General features: G+C 68.7%; 17 protein-coding genes, 1 tRNA gene and 3 rRNA genes. 4 read left to right on the plus strand and 17 right to left on the minus strand.

Annotated features, from left to right (window positions below):
• Positions 1-78 precede the first annotated feature (78 nt).
• The 9 genes from ACEN8D_RS05000 to ACEN8D_RS05040 all read right to left on the minus strand — a co-directional run bounded on the left by ACEN8D_RS05000 (position 79) and on the right by ACEN8D_RS05040 (position 11,787).
• Positions 79-150: transfer RNA gene (locus ACEN8D_RS05000), tRNA-Gln, on the minus strand.
• A gap of 44 nt (positions 151-194) precedes the next feature.
• Positions 195-1,142, minus strand: coding sequence for an NAD(P)/FAD-dependent oxidoreductase (locus ACEN8D_RS05005; protein ID WP_413399752.1), 948 nt, complete (start codon positions 1,140-1,142; stop codon positions 195-197).
• 55 nt (positions 1,143-1,197) lie between these two features.
• Positions 1,198-2,685 carry a glutamate--tRNA ligase gene (gene gltX, locus ACEN8D_RS05010; protein WP_413400245.1) on the minus strand — a complete coding sequence of 496 codons (1,488 nt, stop codon included), beginning with the start codon at positions 2,683-2,685 and terminating at the stop codon, positions 1,198-1,200.
• A 117-nt stretch (positions 2,686-2,802) separates the two neighbouring features.
• Positions 2,803-2,919, minus strand: a 5S ribosomal RNA gene (rrf, locus tag ACEN8D_RS05015).
• 133 nt (positions 2,920-3,052) lie between these two features.
• Positions 3,053-6,182 (minus strand): 23S ribosomal RNA (locus ACEN8D_RS05020).
• A gap of 444 nt (positions 6,183-6,626) precedes the next feature.
• A 16S ribosomal RNA gene (locus tag ACEN8D_RS05025) occupies positions 6,627-8,148 on the minus strand.
• The 16S, 23S and 5S rRNA genes sit together here, the layout of an rRNA operon.
• 528 nt (positions 8,149-8,676) lie before the next feature.
• Entirely contained in the window at positions 8,677-9,909 is a 1,233-nt protein-coding gene (rlmN, locus tag ACEN8D_RS05030; RefSeq protein WP_070416448.1) for a dual-specificity RNA methyltransferase RlmN, read from the minus strand.
• 40 nt (positions 9,910-9,949) lie between these two features.
• The gene (locus ACEN8D_RS05035; RefSeq protein WP_071295487.1) at positions 9,950-10,864 is read right to left on the minus strand and encodes a C40 family peptidase; all 915 of its coding nucleotides are present in this window, start codon (positions 10,862-10,864) and stop codon (positions 9,950-9,952) included.
• 179 nt (positions 10,865-11,043) lie between these two features.
• Positions 11,044-11,787, minus strand: coding sequence for a pyridoxamine 5'-phosphate oxidase family protein (locus tag ACEN8D_RS05040; RefSeq protein WP_413399784.1), 744 nt, complete (start codon positions 11,785-11,787; stop codon positions 11,044-11,046).
• 58 nt (positions 11,788-11,845) lie between these two features.
• On the opposite strand from ACEN8D_RS05040, the gene pdxR reads away from it, so the two are divergent.
• Positions 11,846-13,252, plus strand: coding sequence for a MocR-like pyridoxine biosynthesis transcription factor PdxR (pdxR, locus tag ACEN8D_RS05045; protein ID WP_413461663.1), 1,407 nt, complete (start codon positions 11,846-11,848; stop codon positions 13,250-13,252).
• Here the strand turns inward: pdxR and ACEN8D_RS05050 are convergent.
• Genes ACEN8D_RS05050 through ACEN8D_RS05060 form a run of 3 tightly spaced genes read right to left on the minus strand, consistent with a single transcriptional unit; the run spans position 13,239 to position 15,303 of the window.
• Positions 13,239-14,117 (minus strand): alpha/beta fold hydrolase, encoded by an 879-nt coding sequence (locus ACEN8D_RS05050; protein ID WP_413399681.1) that lies wholly within the window; start codon positions 14,115-14,117, stop codon positions 13,239-13,241. The genes pdxR and ACEN8D_RS05050 overlap by 14 nt on opposite strands.
• Positions 14,117-15,127 carry a helix-turn-helix domain-containing protein gene (locus tag ACEN8D_RS05055; RefSeq protein WP_413399682.1) on the minus strand — a complete coding sequence of 337 codons (1,011 nt, stop codon included), beginning with the start codon at positions 15,125-15,127 and terminating at the stop codon, positions 14,117-14,119. The genes ACEN8D_RS05050 and ACEN8D_RS05055 overlap by 1 nt, the downstream gene beginning before the upstream one ends.
• Positions 15,124-15,303: a hypothetical protein gene (locus ACEN8D_RS05060; RefSeq protein ID WP_070416453.1), complete on the minus strand. Its 180-nt coding sequence runs from the start codon at positions 15,301-15,303 to the stop codon at positions 15,124-15,126. The genes ACEN8D_RS05055 and ACEN8D_RS05060 overlap by 4 nt, the downstream gene beginning before the upstream one ends.
• Positions 15,304-15,538: 235 nt before the next feature.
• On the opposite strand from ACEN8D_RS05060, the gene ACEN8D_RS05065 reads away from it, so the two are divergent.
• Together ACEN8D_RS05065 and ACEN8D_RS05070 are read left to right on the plus strand one after the other, a co-directional pair.
• Positions 15,539-15,889, plus strand: coding sequence for a GntR family transcriptional regulator (locus ACEN8D_RS05065; protein WP_070416454.1), 351 nt, complete (start codon positions 15,539-15,541; stop codon positions 15,887-15,889).
• The gene (locus ACEN8D_RS05070) at positions 15,886-16,842 is read left to right on the plus strand and encodes a DUF1648 domain-containing protein (protein ID WP_495601180.1); all 957 of its coding nucleotides are present in this window, start codon (positions 15,886-15,888) and stop codon (positions 16,840-16,842) included. Before ACEN8D_RS05065 ends, ACEN8D_RS05070 begins: the two co-directional genes overlap by 4 nt.
• 166 nt (positions 16,843-17,008) lie before the next feature.
• Here ACEN8D_RS05070 and ACEN8D_RS05075 read toward each other — a convergent pair whose 3' ends face one another.
• Positions 17,009-17,785 carry an SDR family NAD(P)-dependent oxidoreductase gene (locus ACEN8D_RS05075; RefSeq protein ID WP_413461921.1) on the minus strand — a complete coding sequence of 259 codons (777 nt, stop codon included), beginning with the start codon at positions 17,783-17,785 and terminating at the stop codon, positions 17,009-17,011.
• A 102-nt stretch (positions 17,786-17,887) separates the two neighbouring features.
• Between ACEN8D_RS05075 and ACEN8D_RS05080 the strand changes: the two genes are divergently transcribed.
• Complete coding sequence (locus tag ACEN8D_RS05080; RefSeq protein ID WP_495601181.1) at positions 17,888-19,513, plus strand: D-apionate lactonase family protein; 1,626 nt, start codon at positions 17,888-17,890, stop codon at positions 19,511-19,513.
• Here ACEN8D_RS05080 and ACEN8D_RS05085 read toward each other — a convergent pair.
• The 4 genes from ACEN8D_RS05085 to ACEN8D_RS05100 are packed head-to-tail and all read right to left on the minus strand — an operon-like array spanning position 19,503 to position 22,592.
• Positions 19,503-20,420: a phosphogluconate dehydrogenase C-terminal domain-containing protein gene (locus tag ACEN8D_RS05085; RefSeq protein ID WP_413399833.1), complete on the minus strand. Its 918-nt coding sequence runs from the start codon at positions 20,418-20,420 to the stop codon at positions 19,503-19,505. The two genes, ACEN8D_RS05080 and ACEN8D_RS05085, sit on opposite strands and share 11 nt — an antisense overlap.
• Entirely contained in the window at positions 20,417-21,250 is an 834-nt protein-coding gene (locus ACEN8D_RS05090; RefSeq protein WP_413399834.1) for a sugar phosphate isomerase/epimerase family protein, read from the minus strand. Before ACEN8D_RS05090 ends, ACEN8D_RS05085 begins: the two co-directional genes overlap by 4 nt.
• Positions 21,247-22,107, minus strand: coding sequence for a triose-phosphate isomerase family protein (locus tag ACEN8D_RS05095; protein WP_413399835.1), 861 nt, complete (start codon positions 22,105-22,107; stop codon positions 21,247-21,249). Before ACEN8D_RS05095 ends, ACEN8D_RS05090 begins: the two co-directional genes overlap by 4 nt.
• Positions 22,107-22,592: a ribose-5-phosphate isomerase gene (locus ACEN8D_RS05100; protein WP_495601182.1), complete on the minus strand. Its 486-nt coding sequence runs from the start codon at positions 22,590-22,592 to the stop codon at positions 22,107-22,109. The genes ACEN8D_RS05095 and ACEN8D_RS05100 overlap by 1 nt, the downstream gene beginning before the upstream one ends.
• Position 22,593: the final 1 nt, after the last annotated feature.

Raw genomic sequence — 22,593 nt, forward strand, 5'->3', positions numbered from 1 at the left:
CGCCTGGCGTGTCACGCGGCTTCTGCGCCGGAAACGGAACAAGCCCCCGGGAGATCCCGGGGGCTTGTTCTACGAGTGCTGGGGTACCTGGACTCGAACCAAGAACGACGGTACCAGAAACCGCTGTGTTGCCAATTACACCATACCCCAAAGGCCCGGAGGCCTTCGGTCCCGGTTGCCCGGGGCACGATCAACTACTGTACAGCATCCCGGAGGTCCGTGAGACCACCGACGAGATCCCGGTGCACCGCGGCGGCCGTGACGGCCCCGTGGCCGGCCGCCACGATCAGCTGTTCCGGTCCGGGCGGCGTCACGTCGCCCACGGCGTACAGCCCGGGCACGCTCGTCCGTCCGGAGCGGTCGACCACGACGAGCCCCTCGGCGTCGCGGCGGAGGTCCGCGTCGACCCAGTCCAGGTCGGCGTGCCACCGGGGCCGGACGAACCCGCCCGTCCGCGTCTCCACGTGCCCGTCTGCGAGGCGGACGCCGGTCATCCCGGAGCGGTCCCCCTCGAGGTCCACCACGGCCCGCTCGTCGACGCGCACGCCCGCTGCGGCCAGACGCGCACGGCCGGCGTCGTCGAGCGGCGCGATGCCGTTCGTGTACACGATGAGGTCGTCCGCCCACGCCGCGAGCAGCAGGGCGCGATCGACGACGTCGTCCGTCTCGCAGAGGAACGCCAACGGCTCGCCGGCCTTCTCGTAGGCATCGCACTCGACGCAGCTGTGCACCGCGGTGCCGTAGAACGCGCGGAGCATCGGGAGCGCCGGGAACTCCTCGCGCAGGCCCGTCGCGAGCACGACGGCACGGGCCGTCGCCTCGACCTCGGTGCCGCGCCAGGCACCGTGCACGAGCCACCGGTCGCCCTCCGGCGCGATCCGGTCCACGACCGTCTGCACGACCGTTGCCTCGGCGTAGGCCTCGACCTCTGCGCGCCCGAGCTTCCGGAGCTCGAGGGGTGAGACACCGTCGCGCGTCAGGAACCCGTGCGACCGCAGCGTGGCGGCGTTCCGGGGACGGTTGGCGTCCACGAGGAGCACGGTGCGCTTCGCACGGACGAGGTTGAGGGCGGCGCTGAGCCCGGCCGGGCCGGCACCGACGACGACGACGTCGACCGTCAGCCGCTCGGCCGCGTCCGTCAGCCGCTCGGCCGCGTCCGCCTGCCGGCCGGCCGCGTCCCCCTGCCGTTCGGCCACGTCAGCGGTCCGCGAGGCGACGCAGGCGCGTGACGGTGGACACCTTGCCCAGGATCTCCATCGACTCGAACAGCGGCGGGCTGATCCGTCGGCCGGACACCGCGACGCGCAGCGGACCGAACGCCACACGGGGCTTCAGGCCGAGACCGTCGATGAGCGCCGCACGGAGCGCGCCCTCGATCGAGGCCGTCGTCCAGTCGTCGAGCGGCTCGAGCGCGGCGATGCTCGCGCGGAGCACGTCACCGGCGTCGGCCTTGAGGGTTCCGAGGGCGTCCTCGTCGATCTCGAGGGCGTCGTCCGACGTGAAGAGGAACGCGAGGAGCCCCGGTGCCTCGCCGAGGAGCTGCATGCGCTCCTGGACGAGCGGCGCCGCCTTCGCGAGGACCTCGAGCTGCTCCGGCGTCACCGGATCCGACACGATGCCCGACAGGTACGGCAGCAGCCGCCCGCGGAAGTCGTCGGCGTCCAGCAGGCGGATGTGGTCGCCGTTGATCGCCTCTGCCTTCTTGTGGTCGAAGCGCGCGGGGTTCGGGTTGACGTCGGAGACCTCGAACGCCTGGACCATCTCGTCGACCGTGAACACGTCGCGGTCCGGACCGATCGACCACCCGAGCAGCGCGAGGTAGTTGACGAGCCCCTCGGGGATCATCCCGGCGGCACGGTGGTGGAACAGGTTCGACTCGGGGTCGCGCTTCGAGAGCTTCTTGTTGCCCTCCCCCGTGACGTACGGCAGGTGCCCGAACACCGGGATGAACTCGGCGAGACCGACCTCGTACAGCGCCTCGTACAGGGCGATCTGGCGTGGCGTCGACGACAGGAGGTCCTCGCCGCGGAGCACGTGCGTCACGCCCATCAGCGCGTCGTCCACCGGGTTGGTGAACGTGTAGAGCGGCTTGCCGTTCGGCCGGACGACCACGAAGTCCGGGAAGGTGCCCTGCTTGAAGGTGATCTCACCGCGCACGAGGTCCTCGAAGCTCAGGTCGCGGTCGGGCACACGCAGCCGCAGTGCCGGCTCACGCCCCTGGTCGCGGAAGGCCTGGAGCTCGGCGTCGGAGAGGTCGCGCTCGTGGTTGTCGTACCCCTGCTTCGGGTCACGCCCGGCGGCCTTGTTGCGGGCCTCCATCTCCTCGGGGGTGACGAAGGACTCGTAGACGTGTCCGGAGGCCTTGAGCTTCGCGATGACGTCCTCGTACACGTCCGTCCGCTCGGACTGCCGGTACGGACCGTGCGGGCCGCCGGCCTCGACGCCCTCGTCCCAGTCGAGCCGGAGCCAGCGCAGTGCCTCGAGGATCTGCTGGTACGACTCCTCGCTGTCACGCGCGGCGTCGGTGTCCTCGATGCGGAACACGAGCTTGCCGCCGGTGTGCCGCGCGTACGCCCAGTTGAACAGCGCGGTACGGATCAGTCCGACGTGCGGCGTCCCCGTCGGGCTCGGGCAGAAACGGACACGGACATCGGAACCGGAAGCGGTGGTGAATGGCGCAGTCATGACACGACGATCCTACCGGCCCGGCACCGACCGCCACGAGGGGTGTGGAAGACCCGCGAACGCAGAAAACCCCTGACCACGTGGTGGTCAGGGGTTCCCTGGTATTCGTAACGTTGAGTCCGGCGGCGTCCTACTCTCCCACAAGGTCCCCCTTGCAGTACCATCGGCGCTGAGAGGCTTAGCTTCCGGGTTCGGAATGTGACCGGGCGTTTCCCTCTCGCTATGACCACCGGAACACCTTCGACCCAGATCCTGGATCAAAACCGTTCCTTCAGTACAAGCTGAAGTATTCAGTTTGATTCCCGATCGTCTGTCGGGAACCACAAAGTGGACGCGAGCCCCACACCGAAGTGTGGGAAATAGTTGTGTTGTCAAGTCTTCGGCTTATTAGTACCGGTCAGCTCCACGGGTCGTTAGTCCCCGCTTCCACATCCGGCCTATCAACCCAGTAGTCTGCTGGGAGCCTCTCACACTCAAGGTGCATGGAAATCTCATCTCGAAGACGGCTTCCCGCTTAGATGCTTTCAGCGGTTATCCGGTCCGAACGTAGCTAATCAGCGGTGCCCTTGGCAGAACAACTGACACACCAGAGGTTCGTCCATCCCGGTCCTCTCGTACTAGGGATAGATCTTCTCAAATTTCCAACGCGCGCAGCGGATAGGGACCGAACTGTCTCACGACGTTCTAAACCCAGCTCGCGTACCGCTTTAATGGGCGAACAGCCCAACCCTTGGGACCTACTCCAGCCCCAGGATGCGACGAGCCGACATCGAGGTGCCAAACCATGCCGTCGATATGGACTCTTGGGCAAGATCAGCCTGTTATCCCCGAGGTACCTTTTATCCGTTGAGCGACAGCGCTTCCACAAGCCACTGCCGGATCACTAGTCCCGACTTTCGTCCCTGCTCGACCTGTCAGTCTCACAGTCAAGCTCCCTTGTGCACTTACACTCGCCACCTGATTGCCAACCAGGTTGAGGGAACCTTTGGGCGCCTCCGTTACTCTTTGGGAGGCAACCGCCCCAGTTAAACTACCCACCAGGCACTGTCCATGAACCCGATCAGGGTCCTACGTTAGACATCCAGAGTGACCAGAGTGGTATTTCAACAACGACTCCACGAACACTAGCGTGCCCGCTTCACAGTCTCCCACCTATCCTACACAAGCCACACCGAACACCAATACCAAGCTGTAGTAAAGGTCACGGGGTCTTTCCGTCCTGCTGCGCGTAACGAGCATCTTTACTCGTAGTGCAATTTCGCCGAGTTCGCGGTTGAGACAGCTGGGAAGTCGTTACGCCATTCGTGCAGGTCGGAACTTACCCGACAAGGAATTTCGCTACCTTAGGATGGTTATAGTTACCACCGCCGTTTACTGGGGCTTAAATTCAGAGCTTCGCCCAAAGGCTAACCCTTCCTCTTAACCTTCCAGCACCGGGCAGGCGTCAGTCCGTATACATCGTCTTGCGACTTCGCACGGACCTGTGTTTTTAGTAAACAGTCGCTTCCCACTGGTCTCTGCGGCCTTCAACGCTCAGCGGAGCAAGTCCGCATCACGTGTCCGGCCCCCCTTCTCCCGAAGTTACGGGGGCATTTTGCCGAGTTCCTTAACCACGATTCTCTCGATCTCCTTGGTATTCTCTACCTGACCACCTGAGTCGGTTTCGGGTACGGGCGGCTGCAACCTCGCGTCGATGCTTTTCTCGGCAGCATAGGATCACTGATTTCCCCTTACGGGTACGCGTCGGATCTCAGGCATCTAGACGACGGATTTGCCTATCGTCAGCCCTACATCCTTACACCAGGATCACCTTACGGATACCATCGCCTGGCTCAGCTACCTTCCTGCGTCACACCTGTTCATACGCTAACCGCACCAGCATGGGGTCGAGCGTTAGACCGCACGCCATCACCCCGAAGGGATCCGGTCAATGCGGGTTAGGACTCTTAGCACCACTGGATTAGCTTGGGCGGTTGTTCGCCGGTACGGGAATATCAACCCGTTGTCCATCGACTACGCCTGTCGGCCTCGCCTTAGGTCCCGACTTACCCAGGGCGGATTAACCTGGCCCTGGAACCCTTGGTCTTTCGGAGGACGGGTTTCTCACCCGTCTTTCGCTACTCATGCCTGCATTCTCACTCGTGTAGCGTCCACGGCTGGATCACTCCGCCGCTTCACTCGCCACACGACGCTCTCCTACCACTCCGCACGACTGAACCACGAAGGCTTATCGAGTGTGCGAAATCTACAACTTCGGCGGTGTGCTTGAGCCCCGTTACATTGTCGGCGCGGAATCACTTGACCAGTGAGCTATTACGCACTCTTTCAAGGGTGGCTGCTTCTAAGCCAACCTCCTGGTTGTCTATGCAACTCCACATCCTTTCCCACTTAGCACACGCTTAGGGGCCTTAGTTGGTAGTCTGGGTTGTTTCCCTCTCGACGATGAAGCTTATCCCCCACCGTCTCACTGCTGCGCTCTCACTCACCGGCATTCGGAGTTTGGCTGACGTCAGTAACCTGTTGAGGCCCATCGGCCATCCAGTAGCTCTACCTCCGGCGAGAAACACGCAACGCTGCACCTAAATGCATTTCGGAGAGAACCAGCTATCACGAAGTTTGATTGGCCTTTCACCCCTATCCACAGCTCATCCCCTCCATTTTCAACTGAAGTGGGTTCGGTCCTCCACGACGTCTTACCGTCGCTTCAACCTGGCCATGGATAGATCACTTCGCTTCGGGTCTAGGACATGCGACTGAATCGCCCTATTCAGACTCGCTTTCGCTACGGCTGCCCCACACGGGTTAACCTCGCCACATATCACTAACTCGCAGGCTCATTCTTCAAAAGGCACGCCGTCACCCCTACAAGGAGGCTCCGACGGTTTGTAAGCAAACGGTTTCAGGTACTATTTCACTCCCCTCCCGGGGTACTTTTCACCTTTCCCTCACGGTACTTGTCCGCTATCGGTCATCTGGGAGTATTTAGGCTTATCAGGTGGTCCTGACAGATTCACACGGGATTTCTCGGGCCCCGTGCTACTTGGGATACACATCCGGCCATAACACCATTTCGTCTACGGGGCTGGCACCCACTACGGCCCGGCTTTCAAACCGGTTCGACTATGATGCGCTGTAACCGCCCCAGTCCGGCAGAACTGAGCGACGTGTCCCACAACCCCGACCATGCAACGCCCGCCGGCTATCACACATGATCGGTTTAGCCTCATCCGCTTTCGCTCGCCACTACTCACGGAATCACATGTTGTTTTCTCTTCCTGTGGGTACTGAGATGTTTCACTTCCCCACGTTCCCTCTACCCGCCCTATATATTCAGGCGGGAGTCACCAGGTCACAAAAGCGCCCAGCGGGGTTTCCCCATTCGGAAATCCTCGGCTCACAGCTCGATTATCAGCTCCCCGAGGCTTATCGCAGATTTCTACGTCCTTCTTCGGCTCCAGATGCCAAGGCATCCACCGTTTGCTCTTAGAAACTTGACCACAAAGATTAAAATTGCGATCGACTCACAACAACGACAACCCGAAAGTCATCATCGTTCCGAGCGATCTAAGATGCTCGCGTCCACTGTGTAGTTCTCAACATACGATCGGCACCACACTCCCCCAGAAGCAACGCTCCCAGCATCATGCGGCCCACCGAAGAACCCAACCAGAACCCAAAGGCCCCAGTCACGGCTCAACCCCCGACCATCACGGTCAGGAAGCCTGGTCCCTCAGGACCCAACAACGTGCACCAGCCGACCCGCTCACCCCCAACCCGTTCCAACCCGAACCACGAAGGCCCCGGCGTACTGAGATCAGAAGCTGCGCTCCCGACTGCACTGTCAATGTTCCACCCATGAGCTACCGGCGAGAACGTTCGTCTCGATCCGGCGCCTGGACCCACCGTCCCCCGAAGGACACGACGAGCCAGATGCTCCTTAGAAAGGAGGTGATCCAGCCGCACCTTCCGGTACGGCTACCTTGTTACGACTTAGTCCTAATCACCGATCCCACCTTCGACGGCTCCTTCCACAAGGGTTAGGCCACCGGCTTCGGGTGTTACCGACTTTCATGACTTGACGGGCGGTGTGTACAAGGCCCGGGAACGTATTCACCGCAGCGTTGCTGATCTGCGATTACTAGCGACTCCGACTTCATGAGGTCGAGTTGCAGACCTCAATCCGAACTGAGACCGGCTTTTTGGGATTCGCTCCACCTTACGGTATCGCAGCCCTTTGTACCGGCCATTGTAGCATGCGTGAAGCCCAAGACATAAGGGGCATGATGATTTGACGTCATCCCCACCTTCCTCCGAGTTGACCCCGGCAGTCTCCTATGAGTCCCCGCCATAACGCGCTGGCAACATAGAACGAGGGTTGCGCTCGTTGCGGGACTTAACCCAACATCTCACGACACGAGCTGACGACAACCATGCACCACCTGTACACCGACCACAAGGGGGCGACCATCTCTGGCCGTTTCCGGTGTATGTCAAGCCTTGGTAAGGTTCTTCGCGTTGCATCGAATTAATCCGCATGCTCCGCCGCTTGTGCGGGCCCCCGTCAATTCCTTTGAGTTTTAGCCTTGCGGCCGTACTCCCCAGGCGGGGCGCTTAATGCGTTAGCTACGACACAGAAACCGTGGAAAGGTCCCTACATCTAGCGCCCAACGTTTACGGCGTGGACTACCAGGGTATCTAATCCTGTTCGCTCCCCACGCTTTCGCTCCTCAGCGTCAGTTACGGCCCAGAGATCTGCCTTCGCCATCGGTGTTCCTCCTGATATCTGCGCATTCCACCGCTACACCAGGAATTCCAATCTCCCCTACCGCACTCTAGTCTGCCCGTACCCACTGCAAGCCCGAGGTTGAGCCTCGGGATTTCACAGCAGACGCGACAAACCGCCTACGAGCTCTTTACGCCCAATAATTCCGGACAACGCTTGCACCCTACGTATTACCGCGGCTGCTGGCACGTAGTTAGCCGGTGCTTTTTCTGCAGGTACCGTCACTTTCGCTTCTTCCCTACTAAAAGAGGTTTACAACCCGAAGGCCGTCATCCCTCACGCGGCGTTGCTGCATCAGGCTTTCGCCCATTGTGCAATATTCCCCACTGCTGCCTCCCGTAGGAGTCTGGGCCGTGTCTCAGTCCCAGTGTGGCCGGTCACCCTCTCAGGCCGGCTACCCGTCGTCGCCTTGGTGAGCCATTACCTCACCAACAAGCTGATAGGCCGCGAGTCCATCCCCAACCAAAAAATCTTTCCACCACCAGACCATGCGGCCGGCAGTCATATCCAGTATTAGACGTCGTTTCCAACGCTTATCCCAGAGTCAGGGGCAGGTTACTCACGTGTTACTCACCCGTTCGCCACTAATCCACCCAGCAAGCTGGGCATCATCGTTCGACTTGCATGTGTTAAGCACGCCGCCAGCGTTCGTCCTGAGCCAGGATCAAACTCTCCGTAAAAAATTACAACCAACACCCGAAGATGTCAGCGAGTTGATTCTGACAAAAAGAACTGTCTACTGACAATTCTGTCTATCCAAAAGGAATTGTCTCCGAACCCACCAGCAAGCTGATGAGTCACGGGGTCAATAAATTGGCATTGACAATGTGCACGCTGTTGAGTTCTCAAGGACCAGACGCACTCCCCACTCGACCCGTGGAACACGAGCGTCGCCAGAGAGGCTTTTGGCTTTCGTTGCCCGGGGAAGAACCGTGGTGGACAAGATCTCCGGGTCTGTGACCAGGTGACCGTCTCGGCCATTCCGTTCTCCGCCTCAGCGGCAACGAGTGATTACTTTACGCAGAGGTGAACGGCAGCACCAACCCGGGCCACATCCCGGGCGTGTCGGCTCTACGAGGCCCGGAAACACGCGGATCGCGCGGTGCGGGCAGTGCCGACCCGCGCTGGGAACGACGGGAGGCACGGTGCGAACCCGCACCGTGCCTCCCGAACGAACGAACGAACGAACCGAACCGAACCGGACCGACCTACTCGGCCGCAGCCAGCTGCCCGCACGCACCGTCGATCTCCTTGCCGCGGGTGTCGCGGAGGGTCGTCGGGATGCCGGCGGCGTTGAGTCGGCGGACGAACTCGTCCTGCACGTGGACCTCGGAGGAGGTCCAGACCGAGCCGGGCGTCGGGTTGAGCGGGATCGGGTTCACGTGCACCCACCCCTTGCCGCGCTTGTTGAGCTTCTCGGCGAGCAGGTCGGCACGCCACGCGTGGTCGTTCATGTCCTTGATGAGCGCGTACTCGATCGAGACACGTCGGCCCGTCTTGACGAAGTAGTTGTGGGCGGCGTCGATCGCCTCGTCCGCCTTCCACTTCGAGTTCACCGGGATGAGCTCGTCGCGGAGTTCGTCGTCGGGCGCGTGCAGGGAGAGCGCGAAGGTGACGGGGATGTCCTCGTCGGCGAGCTTGTTGATCGCGGGGACGAGCCCCACGGTCGACACGGTGATGCCGCGGGCGCTCATGCCGAGGCCGTTCGGTTGCGGCGCGACCATGATCCGCACGGCGTCCATCACGCGCTTGTAGTTCGCGAGCGGCTCCCCCATGCCCATGAACACGATGTTCGTCACGCGCTCGGCGTCGACGCGGTCCTTCCCGCCCTTGCGGGGATCACCGCCGAGCTCCCCCGCGGCGATGGCGGCGTTGGCACGGACGATCTGCTCGATGATCTCGGCCGTGGACATGTTCCGGGTCAGCCCGGCCTGCCCGGTCGCGCAGAACGGGCAGTTCATCCCGCACCCCGCCTGGGACGAGACGCAGAGCGTGATGCGCCCCGGGTACCGCATGAGCACCGACTCGACCAGCGCCCCGTCGTGGAGCTTCCAGAGGAACTTGATCGTGTCGCCCTTGTCGGTCGCCAGACGACGGGTCTCGGTGAGGAGGGGCGGGAGCATGCCCGCCACGAGTTCCTCGCGCTGGGCGGCCGGCAGGTCGGTCATCTGCGCGGGGTCGGACGTGTAGTGCGTGAAGTAGTGGGTCGAGAGCTGCTTGGCGCGGAACTTCGGCAGCCCCAGCTCGACGACCTTCGCCTCGCGCTCGGCGACCGTCATGTCGGCGAGGTGCACGGGCGGCTTGCCACGCTTCGGGGACGCGAACTGCAGCAGCGGCCGGCCGTCGGTCCCGGTGGCCTGCGTCCAGCCCTCTGTGCGCGGACGCACCTGCGGACGAGCAGAGCGCTGCTCTTCGAAGGGGGTGCGGGTCTCGGAGGCCATCACTCCAGTTTACGGGACGACGACGCCCCGCGGGTGCCGGTCAGCTGCCGGCGGGGAGCACCCGGGCGAAGTGGTGCGCCGCGGAGTACATCGGCACGATGTCGACGACCGCGCCGGGGTGCGGCGCCTGGAGCACCAGTCCGTCGCCGAGGAAGATGCCGACGTGGTCCTCGTTGTCGTACACGACGAGGTCGCCGGGCTGCGCCTCGGACTCCGGGATCGTCGTCGCGGCGGCGTCCTGCGTCGGGACGTAGTGCACGAGCGGGATCCCGACGGCCGCGTACGCGACCATCGTCAAGCCGGAGCAGTCGATGCCCTCGTGGCTCGCGCCGCCCTCGACGTACGGGTCGCCCATGTACTGCAGGGCGGTGGAGACCACGGTCGCCCGGTCGCCACCGGCGGAGAGGATCTTCGAGATCGCGTCCTCCGCCTGCTGGGTGCTGACGCCGAACTTCGTCACGATCGTCGGGTAGGACACCACGGTCGTGGTCGTCGTCATGCCGTCGGTCGACACCACGGGGACCTCGACGTCCCGGGCGACGGTGTAGGTCTGCGTGTGCTGCGAGGTGGTCGTCCCGTGGTGCGCGTCGGTCGACGGGGTCGCGGCGTTCGCCGGGACCGCGAGCGTCAGGCTCGAGGTGATGGCCAGTGCGGGCGCGAGGAGCACCGCTGCGCGCTTCGCGTTGGCAGCCCGGCGGACGTGCCGCGGGTCGACCGCCCGTTCGGCTCGGAGCGCTGCGGACCGGGACAGCACGGCCGCTCCGGCGACGGCCGTCGAGGCGACCGGGCGAGTGTTCGACAGGGACACGCTGCGCGCCGGCTTCTCGTGCTCCACGAAGGTCGAGCGGGCCACGGCGGGGCCGAACGCGGAACGACGTCCGCGGGGACGGCGCAGTTCGACGGCTTCGGTGGTGGCCGCGCCGTCGGGGGCTGCGGGCAGTGCGTGGCGTCCCATGGTTCCTTCCGGGTCGGACGAGCCGGCCCGAGCAGATGACGAGGCGACTCGGGAAGATAACGTATTGGTCACGAACCTGGGCCCCGCTGGGCACTCGCCGCGGGTTCCTGCAGTTCGTCACAGGCTCGGGCGTTCCTCGCAGCCCGTTCAGAACCCGCCCGCACCGCTCCGGACGCGGCTCAGGCGGGGGTGGGCCGCATGACGGCGGCGATCCGCGCCTCCCGAGCCCGTGCCAGGTCGTCGAGGCGGGCCGCCAGGGCGCGCACCGACTCGTCGACCGGCGCGTCCCCCGAGATGTCCCCCGGGAGCGGCGCCCCGGCGGTGACCGCGAGCGGGAGGACGCCCGCCCAGACCGCGTGGTCCTCGGCGTCGTCGACAGCCTCGCCGACGCCGGCGGCGCGGATCTTCACGCTCGCGTGCTCGAGGGGCAGCTGGAGGACCTGGGTGGCACGGACCTCCTTGGCGGTCATCTCGCGGACCTCGTCGCGGCGTCCGGGCATGAGGTGGTCGGCGACCTGCCAGAGCGCCTCGGTCCGCAGGTCGTCCGGCACCACGGTGGCGTTGCCGACGACCACGGCGCTGCGGTAGTTCGCGGAGCTGTCGAAGGTCGAGCGCGCGAACACCAGGCCGTCGACGTGGGTCACCGTGGCGCTGACGGGGACTCCCGCGGCGCCGGCGTCGAGGAAGAGACCGCCGCCGGTCGAGCCGTGCAGGAGCAGGACGGGGCCGGCGCCGAGATCACCGACGCCGCAGAGGAACGGCAGGACGAGCGGGTGACCGTCGCGGACGAAGCCGACGTGCGCGACGATCGCCTCGGCGAGGATCGCGTCGAGGTCGGCGGGGTCGTGGGACTGGCGGTCGCGGAGGCGGCGGACGGCAAGCGACGGTACGGCGGGGTCGGACGGGAGGCTCGTGGTGCGCATGCGGGCAACGCTAGGGTCAGGACCGGTCCGGTTCGTGGACCAGATCGGGTGTGCTCAGGTGGACCAGTTCGGGAAGGCCGCCGGGGTCGTCGCGCGCGTCCGGGCGATGGTGCAGGACGGGACGCTGGTGGCCGGCGACGCAGTGCCGTCGACCCGCGTCCTCGCGGCGGAGCTGGGGGTGGCGCGGGGGACGGTGGTCGCGGCGTACGAGCAGCTCGACGGCGAGGGGTGGATCCGGACGCGGCAGGGTGCGGTGGCGCGGGTGGCGCCGGGGGTCGGTGCGGGCCACTGGCCGACCGAGCACGCTGCGCGCGACGCGTCGGGGCGCACGGACGGGCACGCCGACAGCGCGGCGGGTACCGGCGCGGACCTCCTCGACGCCCGCCCCGGGATCCCCGCGGTGACGGCGATCGCCGCCCGCGACTGGCGGGCCGCCTGGCGCGCCGCTGCGGACGCCCCGCTCCGGAACGCACTGTCCGACCCGGCCGGGCTCCCGGAGCTCCGCGCGCAGATCGCTGCCCAGCTCGGCCTCGCTCGCGGGTTCGCCCCGGAGATCGGCCGGGTCGTGGTCACCGCCGGCACGGCCGAGGCGCTCTCGCTCGTCACCGAGGGACTCCGGAACCGCCTGGGTCGGGCGCCGGTCGTCGCCGTCGAGGATCCCGGCTACCGCTCCGGACGTCGGGCGATGATGAGCGCCGGAGCCACCCTCGTGGGTGTCCCGGTAGACGGCGACGGGATCGACGTCGACGTCCTCGGCCGCATCGGCCCGGTGGACGCGGTCGTCGTCACGCCGACGCACCAGTACCCGCTCGGCTCGGTGATGCCGGTGGCACGACGGCTCCGCCTGCTCGACTGGGCGACGCGCACCGGGGCAGTCGTGGTCGAGGACGACTACGACTCGGAGTTCCGGCACCGCGGCTCCCCCGTCCCGGCACTGGCGGCACTCGACGCGACGAGCGTCGTGGTGCACGTCGGCGGGTTCTCGAAGACCCTCGATCCACGGCTGCGCTGCAGCTACGTGGTCCTGCCACCGGGGCCCGTGCACGAGGCCGTGGCCGCCTCGCGGCTCGCTCGCGGACCCGTGGTGGCGGAGCCCGTGCAGGTCGCGCTCGCGCACCTCCTCCGCACGGGCGCCCTCCGCCGCCACCTCGGCCGCGTGCGCCGGGACTACACGCACCGACGCGAGCGGGTCGCGACGCGCGTCGCAGCGGTCGCGGGCCTGGAGGCGCGTGCCCTGGACGGCGGGCTGCACGCGGTCCTGACGTGGTCGGGTCGGGCGGCGGGGCGCGACGTGGTCGCCCGGATGGCGCGGTCCGGTGTGCTGGTGAGCGCGGTGGAGGAGTACGAGGTGTCGCCGGGGAGCGCACCGGCGGGGATCGTCCTGGGCTACGGCGCGCTGACGCTGCCGCAGCTCGATCGCGCACTCGACGTCCTGCTCGAGGTCCTGCGGGTCAGGGGCGACTGAGCCGCAGGTGGCTCCGCACCCGGTCCTGCACGGCGCTGGCGTCCGGGTGGTCCCAGAGCGCGAAGTGGGTGCCGCCGGGCAGGACGAGGAGCTCCGCTCCCGGGACCTCGTCCGCCGCCCGGACGCTGTTGGACGGCGGGACGTCGACGTCCGCGTCACCGTGCAGCAGCAGTGTCGGGGCCCGGACGGCTCCGAGGTCGAGGTCGGTGACCGCGCCGAGGTTCCGGACGTCGGCTTCCCACCCGGCACGGTGCGGGCCCGCGGTGTTGCCGGTGCGGGCGAGGTCGAGCAGGAACGTGCGACGCTCCGGATCGCGCAGGATCCCGCGGACGTGCTCGCGGAGCCGTCGACCGCGCAGGGAGCTCACGCCCGAGACCGCGAGGCGCACGACGACGCCGGGCACCAGTCGCGCGGCGGCCCGGGCGAGCGCGGCGCCGAGGAGGGTGCCGCCGACCAGGCGCTCCGGTGCGGAGACCTCCGGGGGCGTCCAGGGACCGGTCAGTCCGGCCGCCACGACGAGGGAGTGGACCCGCTCGGGGTGGCGGACGGCGAACCGGTAGGCGGCAGGGGCTCCGCCCGACCAGGCGAGCACCGCCACGCGGTCGATGCCGAGCGCGTCGAGGACCTCGGCGTACCGATCGGCCTCGTCGTCGAGCGAGTCGTGACCGGGTCTGACCCGGGTGCCGAGGTACCCGGGACGTGAGAGCGTGACGACACGGAAGTCGGCGGACGGCAGGAACCGCGCCATGATCTCGGCGACGTCGATCCCGCCGGGGGTGCCGTGCACGACGAGGACGGGAGCGCCCGCGCCGCGGACGGCGAACTCGGTGTCGTCGGTGACGACGGGACGCGTCTCTGGTGGCATCACCCGACGATATCCGCGGCGGCGATGAGTCGTCTCCGACCGCGGAGGGTGTCCCCCGGGTACTCGCCGTACATCGAGAAGTACGACCCCGAGAAGCGCCCCATGTGCCGGAAGCCGCAGGAGTGCGCGACGGTGGCCACGGAGGTCTCGCGGGGGTCCGCGAGCTGCAGGCCGAGGCGGGCCTTCTCGAGGCGCAGGTCGCGGAGGTACGCCATCGGGGTGCTGCCCTCGCGCCGTTGGAAGCCCTCCTGCAGGGTCCGGACGCTGACCTCGGCCGCGGCGGCGATGTCGGTTGCGGCGATGGTCCGGTCGAAGTGCGCGTACATGAACGCCTTCGCACGTTCGACCGTCCCGGCGGGCGCAGCGGTCCCCCGGCGGTCGGCATCGGAGCGGAAGGCGCCGAGCACGGCCTCGGCGAGCCGCAGGTCGAGCGCGGCGCGGTCGGCGTCGACCACGGCGACGTCGAGCAGCGGACGGGCGACCTCGCGCAGCACGGCCTGCAGCGGCGCGAGGCGTTCGGCGGACACGATCACGGGGAAGGCGAGGGGCACGGGGGCGGCGTCGGTGCCCACGACCGCGACGGCCTCGAGGAAGTCCGCGTCGAAGTGCACGAGGTGCTTCGTCCCTGCCGGTGCCGAGATGTGGAAGGGGCGTCCGGCCGGGTACATCACGGGCACGCCGGCGCGGAGGAGCACGTCGTCGTCCACCACGATGCCGCCCTCGACCGACCACGCCAGCAGGTACTGCCGTTCGGGTGCGAGGAATCCGGACCGAGCGGCGGACACCGACGACGTGCGGAGGCTCAGGCGACCGTCCCCGGTGGCGCGGTACCGGAAGCCGAACGGCGACGAGGAAGGGGCGAAGGCCATGTCGTGGCCGTCGTACACGCCGCGGTAGAACTCGAGTGCTTCATCGGGGTCGGTGCCGCTCTGGAGGACCTCCCGGACGGAGGTCCGACGGACCTCCGCGGTCGAGGACTCCGCCGGCGGCCGGTCCGCCGCGGGGATCACCGTCGCTCCGGACCACCAGGCGATCGCTCCCCGACGAGGTCGGCGAGCGACGGCTCGGACTCGACGGGGACGGCCCAACCGCGGCGTGTGGCCCGTCGGAGGTGTCGGTACGTGGTCACCCGCACCGGCTGGACGTCGGCGTTCGACTCGTAGCTGCTCAGTTCCTGGCTGCTCATGGCGTGCTCCCTGCTCGCGAGCCCGGCTCCGCCTCGGCCTCGTGGATGCCGACGTCCAGAACGGCCTCAGGGTCAAGGAGGTGCCATCGGAGCGTCGGGAGGACGCGGATCGATGCCGTCTTCTCCAGCGACGGTACGCGCGTGCCGGACAGCCCACGTGGACCGGACACCCAGCCCGCGCTATCCGGACGGACCACTGTCGGCACGGACTGGATTGTTCGCATACAATGCAAACATGTTGATCACCGTCGACCCCGGAGCGCGGGCATCGCTTGCGGACCAGGTGGCCGCCCAGATCCGGCACGCGATCGCCCGCGGCGAGTTCCGGAACGGCGAGCGGCTTCCGTCCGCGCGCGAACTCGCGGCCGCCGTCGACGTCAACATGCACACGGTGCTGCGCGCCTACGCCCAGCTGCAGGACGACGGGCTCATCGAGCTGCGCCGGGGCCGCGGTGCCACGGTGCTGCGATCGGGCAACGCGTCGTTCGACCGGCTGCGGTCGCTGGTGGTGGAACTCCGTGAGCAGGCGGAGACCCTCGGGGTCCCGCTCGACGACCTGTACGCGATGATCAAGGGGGCACGATGACGACTCGGACGATGGGGACCGGCGCACGACTGGCCGTGGTGGGACCGAGCGCGGCGGTGGCCGTCGCGCTGGTCGTCACGGCGCTCACGCTCGGACCCGCGCTGCCGGCACGGGTGGCGACGCACTTCGGCGCGGACGGTGTCGCCGACGCCTGGGGGTCGCCGTGGCCGTTCTTCTGGGGGTCCCTCGTGGTGGCCCTGGTCGCCGCCGGACTCGCGGTGGTGGCGCTCGGACGCAGCGACCGCCGGACGTGGGCGACCCTGCTGCTGGTGGCGAACCTCCTGAGCGGGTCCGTCGCGACCGCGTGGATCGCCGAGGCGATCGTGAACCGCGTCGACGACCCGACGTTCCCGGTGTGGTGGGCCGTCCTCACGCTCGTGGTCGGTGTCGCCGTGGCCGTGCCGCCGACGATCGCGCTCGTCCGGACGGCAGCGCCGGTCCCCGCGCACGACGTCCCTCCGTTGGACGTCCCGACCGACGCCCGGGTCGCCTGGCGTGCACGGGCCGGCAGCCCCTGGTTCGCGGGGCTCGGCGTGGTCCTCGTCGTCGGCGGCGTCGTCGCGGCCTGGGCCACCGCGTCCGCTGACGTCGGCGCGGCCGCGGTGTCGGGCGGGCTGTTCGTCCTCGCCGGGATCGCGGTGGCGGTGCTCGCGCGGGTCGAGTGCACGGTCGATCGACGCGGCCTCCGGCTGACCTCGACGTGGACCCGGATCCCCATCGTGCGGGTCCCGCTCGAGCGCATCGAGTCGTGCGGGTGGGAGCAGGTGTCGCCCGGGCAGTGGGGTGGGCGGGGCTACCGGATCTCCGGCCGGGGTGTGGCGTACGTGGTCCGTTCGGGGCCGGGGCTCGTCGTCCGGCTCCGGGGCGGCGGAGCGCGGGTGGTCACGGTCGCCGATGCCGAGCGCGGTGCGGCGGCGCTCGGCGCGCTGCTCGCGGCACGCGGGCACGCCTGACCCCGGGGCGCGTGCACTCTTCGTGAGCAGGAATGGTCGGGTCGGTCGAGCGAACCCGACCATATCTGCTCACCATCGAGCGGCGCGGGCGCGGGTGCGCGGGCGCGGGTGCGCGGGCGGACGGGCGCGCGCGGCGCGGCGCGGCGCGGCGCGGCGCGGCGCGGCGCTACAGGCTCGTCATGCCGCCGTCGACCCGGAAGAGCGCGCCGGTGGCGTAGGACGACTCGTCGCTCGCGAGGTACACCATGATCCCGGTCACGTCGTCCGGGGTCCCCGCCCGTCCGAGCGGCGTCCGCGACACGATCGCCGCGCGGGACTCCGGGTCGCCCGAGATCGCCTGGACGAGCGCCGTCTCGGTGTAGCCCGGCACGACGGTGTTGGCGCGGATGCCGTCACGGGCGTAGGCCATCGCGGTCGCCCGGACGAGCGCGTGGACGCCGCCCTTCGTGGACGAGTAGGCGGCGAAGTCGGCACCCTCGCCGTTCAGGCCGGTCGGCGACCCCGTCACGATGACGGACCCGCCGCCACCGGCCGCGAGCATCGCCCGGACGGCGTGCTTCACGGTGAGGAAGGTGCCCGTCAGGTTCACCGCGATCGTGCGGTTCCAGGTCTCGAGCGCGACGTCGGCGACCTTCGCGTCGTGACCGAAGAGCTGCACGCCGGCGTTGGCGACGACGACGTCCGGTACGGCGCCGCGGGCGACCAGGGCGGCGAAGCCGGCCGCCACGCTCGACTCGTCCGCGATGTCCACGGTGAGCGCGATCGCCGAGTCGGCAGTGACAACCGCGGACGCAGACGCGGCAGCAGCAGCGGCAGCCGCGGCGTCCCGGTCCGCGTACACGACCCGCGCCCCCTCGGCCACGAACCGGTCCGCGATCGCCCGCCCGATCCCCGATCCGGCCCCGGTCACCAGGGCGGTCTTCCCGGTCAGTCGTCCGGCCATGCGTGTGCTCCGTCCTCGGGGCGGCAGTGCCCCGTCCTCGGAGCGACGTCGCTCCTGGACACATCATTGCGCAACCGGTTGACCGACTGGTAGCAAAGGGACATGACCGACGACGGTGCGTGGGCGGACTCGACCGCCGAGGACGTGCTCGTTGTCGGACCGTGGCGTGTGACCCTCCGTGGCGCCGAGCTCGCCGACGTCCGCCACGACGGGGTGCCGGTGCTGCGCGGCATCCGGTTCGTCACCCGCGACCAGGACTGGCGCACCGCGGACGACACCGTCACGCGCCGGACGACCGACGCCGGCGCCGAGGCCGAAGCCGACGCCGACGCGACCGACGAACACGGGCACGCGCGGGCCCGCGCCCGCGCCCGCATCGAGGTGACGAGTGCCTTCGACGACGCCGAGGTCCTCCGCACCACCCTCGACCTCACGATCGACGACGACACTCTGCACGTCGATGCGACCGCCACCACGACGGCGCCGTTCCGCCGCAACCGCATCGGCCTGGTCGTCCTGCACCCGCCGACCCTCGCCGGCACCCCGTTCACGGTCCGCCACCCGGCAGCGCCCGCCACGGCGCACACGTTCCCGCTGTGGATCGCCCCGCACCAACCCGCGACCGACGTCGCCGGGTACGCGTGGACGACCGGCGGCACGGACTGCACGCTCGACCTCACCGGCGACGTGTTCGAGATGGAGGACCAGCGCAACTGGACCGACGCCTCGTTCAAGACCTACTCGACGCCGCTGGCCGAGCCCTTCCCCGTCGCGCTCGACGCCGGTGCCGTCGTCCACCAGGCGCTCACGCTGCGCGCGGTGCGACACCCGGGAGGCGCGCCCTCCCCCGCCCCGGACCTCGCCGCGCTCGACGGGCCGGCCCCGACCTCCGTGGTCACCCCGCCCCCGACCCTCCAGCTGCTGGCCGCCTCCGCCCCGGCCGCTGCGCGCCCGGACGACGCGGCGCTCCCCGGCGGCGTGCCGATCCTGGTCGAGCCCGTCCTCGGCGACCCCGACGTCGCCGCGGTGCTCGCCTCCGCCCGGCGGGACGCCCGAGGCGCACCGCTCGACGTGCGGTTCGTCACCGACGACCCGGCCCTGCTGCGCGCCGCGGTCGACGAGGTCCTGGCGTCCGGGCCGGTGGTGCGCATCGGCGCGTTCGACCCGTCGTCGCACGTGACGACGACGGCGCTGCAGTGGGCGCTCCGGGAGACAGCGGCCGCACACGAGGGACTCGACGTCGTGGCGGGGACACGCGCGCACTTCACCGAGCTGAACCGCACGATCGACCTCTTCGGCGACTGGGACGGTCCGCTCACGTTCAGCGTGACGCCGCAGATGCACGACCGCAGTCGTGCCCAGGTGACCGAGTCGATCCGGATGCAGCGCTGGGTGGCGATGAGCGCCTCCAGGCTGGCCGCCGGCAGGCCGCTCCACGTCGGGCCGGTGACGCTGCGTCCGCGGTTCAACGCGGTGGCGACGTCACCGCGTCGGGCCGTGACCGACGCGTCGGTCGAGGCCGGCTCCGGGCCGCAGTCCGTGCCGGACGCGACGGATCCGCAGCAGCACTCCGCGGCCGCCGCCGCGTGGTTCGCTGCGGCCGTGCAGGCGCTCACGGTGCCGGGTGTCGCCTCGATCACGCTCGCCGAGGTGTGGGGGCCAAGGGGAACGCCCCGCCGGAAGGGGGTCGGCGGGGCGTTCCGGTCTCGGGGATCGATCAGCGCTTGACGGCGTCGATCTTGAGCATCTTGGCGATGACGCTGTCGAGCTCGCTGTCGTCGAAGACCTGCTTCCAGTCCTCCTTGATGAGCTTCTCGCGGCCGTAGCCCATCGCGATGTGGCAGGCGTCCGAGAACGGGTTCGAGCCGCGCAGGCCGTTGGTCAGGGCGATCCAGGTGTGGCCGTAGAGCATGGCGCGGGCGGCCTCGCGGGGCACGCCGACACCGGTGACGGTCTCCTCGAGGGCGTCGTTGAGGAAGTCGCCGATCATGCAGGCGATGGTCTCGACGAGCGTCGGCTCGAGGACGGCGAGCTGCTTCACCGTGACCCAGTGCACCTGGATGACGGGCGCGTACATGGTCGTGATGACGGCTTCGGCGATCGCCTTGGCGGCGTCACCCTCGTCGCCGAGCGACTCCGACGCGTCGAAGGCGGCGATGACCTCCTGCGGGGCGGCGATGCCACCGAAGGTGTCGTCCCACTCCTCCTTGGTGGTGCGCTCGAGGAACACCGACGGGTGGCACGGGTGCGCCACGGCGTAGTGGATGTCCTCGCGCTTGGCGAGCAGCCCGGCGTAGGCGGCGGCCGGGTCGAGGGTCAGGATGCTGGCACCCGACTTCATGACGGGGACGAGCTGCTCGGAGATGGTGCCGAGCAGGACGTCCGGCACGGCGAGGATCACGACGTCGGCGACCTTGGCCGCCTCGACGCTGTCGGTGAGCGACCGGCCGAGGGCCTCGATGCGCTCCTGCCCGGCGGGCGAGGCCTCGCTGTAGAGCGTCGTGTACTCGCTCTTGGCGAAGTTGTTCGAGACGCGGGTGCCCATCTTGCCGCCGGCACCGATCACGGCGACGGTGACGTCGGCCGTACCGGATCCGGCAGCGACGGTGTGGGGGGTGGTGACGGTGTCGGTCATGATTCCTTGCTCCTGATGTACTCGATGGTGTGTTCGGTCCACGCCGCCTCGATGCGGGTGGTGGTCTGTGCCGGGTCGCCCGTGGCGCCGAGGGCCTCGTCCTGCCAGGGCAGCCAGAACTCGATCACGCGGTTGATGCCCCGTGCGTCGGGGGCGATCGCGGCGCGGACGGCGTCGTAGTCGAGGAGGCCGGTGCCGGTGCGGACGCCGGTGTACTGGAACCCGACCCAGCCCGGTGAGCGGGTGAACCCGGAGTCCTTGACGTGCCAGTTGCGGGTGTACGGGGCGGCCGCGGCGACCACGTCGGCGGGGTGCTCCAGGCGCGCGACGGTGTTCGCCGGGTCGAGGCAGATCCCGAGGTGGTCGGAGCCGACGGCCCGGACGACGGCGACGAGGTCCTCGGTGGCGACGACCTCGTAGGTCTCGAGCGCGAGCGTCACCCCGGCTGCCTCGTACGCGGGGAGCGCCCGGCGCAGTCGACGTTCGGTCTCGAGGGCGTCGGGCTGGTCGTCGCCGCTCGTCCACATGCTCCGCACGAGGGTCGCGCCGAGCGCCTGCGCGATGTGGAGGTACCGCGCGAGGTGCTCCGGGTGGGTCCCACGGGTGCCGACCTCGAGCGCGAGCCCGAGCTCGTCGGCCAGTGCCCGGATCGCGGCCAGTCGGTCGTCCGAGGCGGCGTCGAGCGGCAGGTGGTCGCAGATCTGGAAGAGGTCGACGCCGTCGTGCGCCGCTGCGTCCCGCATCGCGTCGTCGAGCGACATCGGGTCCGGCACGCGGTCGGACATCCGCCAGAAGTAGGCGTAGGTGGAGAGGCCGAGCAGGGAGGTCATGCGGTCGCCCCCAGCTGCGCGGCTTCGTCGAGGATGGTCCGGATGGCGGCGGGGTCGTGGGCGAACCGTCCGAGGAACAGCCCGCCGATGCGCCCCTGCCCACGGGTGAGCAGGCCCGGTCCGGCGCTGCCGCCGTAGATCGCGACGGAGCCGGCGAGCTCCGGCTTGGAGGCGAGGTGCTCCTCGATCCCGGAGAGGACCGCGACGATGTGCTCGTCGGGCGCGGGCGCCGGGGCGCCGATCGCCCACACGGGCTCGTACGCCGCGATGACCGGCCCGGCGAGACCGTCCGCGGTCGCGGTCGCCAGGAACCGGTCGAGCTGCGCGGTCACGTCCGCCACGGCGGTCTCACTGGAGGCAGGGCCCACGCCGGCCGGTTCCGACGCGTCGCGGAGCTTGCGGAGCGACGTGGCGGCCGAGCCGGTGGGGAGGGTGGTCTCCCCGATGCAGATCAGGGGCCGCAGGTGGTTGCGGAAGGCGGCGTGCACCTTCCCGGCGATCTCCTCGTCCGTTTCGTGGAACAGGGAGCGCCGCTCCGCGTGCGCGATCTCGACGAGCGCGACGCCGATCTCGCGCAGCTCCGCACCGGACACCTCGCCGGTGAAGGCGCCGGTGTCCGCCCAGGCCAGGTCCTGCGCGCCGAGCGTCACGGGGGCGTCCCCGATCACCTCGCGCACCGGGACGAGCGCGGGGAACGTCGGGATGACGAAGAGCTCGACGGCGCCGGACTGCACCGCGGGGTGGGTCCGGGCGATGTCGGCCACGGCGGCTGCCCACTCGAGCGTCCGGGCGTGGGAGAAGTACATCTTCAGCGACACCCCGATCGTGAGCGGGGCGGCTGCCGTGGACGCGGGCATCAGGCGTCGGTCCCGACCGGGGCCGACCCGTCGTACTGGCAAATTGCCTGCACCTTCTCCGCGCTCGCGGACGACGTGTCGAAGGTGTAGCCGAGCCACTCCTTCGCCATGCGCCGGGCGACCTCGACGCCGACGACCCGCTGGCCCATGCAGAGGACCTGGGCATCGTTCGACAGGATCGAGCGCTCGACGCTGAACGAGTCGTGCGCCGTGACGGCCCGGATGCCGGGGACCTTGTTCGCGGCGATCGCGACGCCGAGTCCGGTGCCGCAGATCAGGATCGCCCGGTCCGCCTCGCCGTTCGCGACGAGCCGTGCTGCGTCGACGGCGACGTGCGGGTAGGCGGTGTGCCCGTCCGCATCGACGCCCACGTCGGTGACGCTGACCACGCGCGGGTCCGTGGCGAGGTCGGCCTTGATGATCTCCTTGTAGTCGAACCCGGCGTCGTCGGAGCCGACGACGATGCGGAACTGCTGCTCGGTCATG

Source organism: Curtobacterium sp. Curtsp22, assembly GCF_059492135.1.

Excerpts from the sequence above, each read along its gene's own strand:
- gltX (WP_413400245.1), bottom strand. The coding sequence starts at position 2,685 with ATGACTGCGCCATTCACCACCGCTTCCGGTTCCGATGTCCGTGTCCGT.
- rlmN (WP_070416448.1), bottom strand. The coding sequence starts at position 9,909 with ATGGCCTCCGAGACCCGCACCCCCTTCGAAGAGCAGCGCTCTGCTCGT.
- ACEN8D_RS05035 (WP_071295487.1), bottom strand. The coding sequence starts at position 10,864 with ATGGGACGCCACGCACTGCCCGCAGCCCCCGACGGCGCGGCCACCACC.
- ACEN8D_RS05040 (WP_413399784.1), bottom strand. The coding sequence starts at position 11,787 with ATGCGCACCACGAGCCTCCCGTCCGACCCCGCCGTACCGTCGCTTGCC.
- ACEN8D_RS05050 (WP_413399681.1), bottom strand. The coding sequence starts at position 14,117 with ATGCCACCAGAGACGCGTCCCGTCGTCACCGACGACACCGAGTTCGCC.
- ACEN8D_RS05060 (WP_070416453.1), bottom strand. The coding sequence starts at position 15,303 with ATGAGCAGCCAGGAACTGAGCAGCTACGAGTCGAACGCCGACGTCCAG.
- ACEN8D_RS05065 (WP_070416454.1), top strand. The coding sequence starts at position 15,539 with ATGTTGATCACCGTCGACCCCGGAGCGCGGGCATCGCTTGCGGACCAG.
- ACEN8D_RS05070 (WP_495601180.1), top strand. The coding sequence starts at position 15,886 with ATGACGACTCGGACGATGGGGACCGGCGCACGACTGGCCGTGGTGGGA.
- ACEN8D_RS05075 (WP_413461921.1), bottom strand. The coding sequence starts at position 17,785 with ATGGCCGGACGACTGACCGGGAAGACCGCCCTGGTGACCGGGGCCGGA.
- ACEN8D_RS05080 (WP_495601181.1), top strand. The coding sequence starts at position 17,888 with ATGACCGACGACGGTGCGTGGGCGGACTCGACCGCCGAGGACGTGCTC.
- ACEN8D_RS05085 (WP_413399833.1), bottom strand. The coding sequence starts at position 20,420 with ATGACCGACACCGTCACCACCCCCCACACCGTCGCTGCCGGATCCGGT.
- ACEN8D_RS05090 (WP_413399834.1), bottom strand. The coding sequence starts at position 21,250 with ATGACCTCCCTGCTCGGCCTCTCCACCTACGCCTACTTCTGGCGGATG.
- ACEN8D_RS05095 (WP_413399835.1), bottom strand. The coding sequence starts at position 22,107 with ATGCCCGCGTCCACGGCAGCCGCCCCGCTCACGATCGGGGTGTCGCTG.
- ACEN8D_RS05100 (WP_495601182.1), bottom strand. The coding sequence starts at position 22,592 with ATGACCGAGCAGCAGTTCCGCATCGTCGTCGGCTCCGACGACGCCGGG.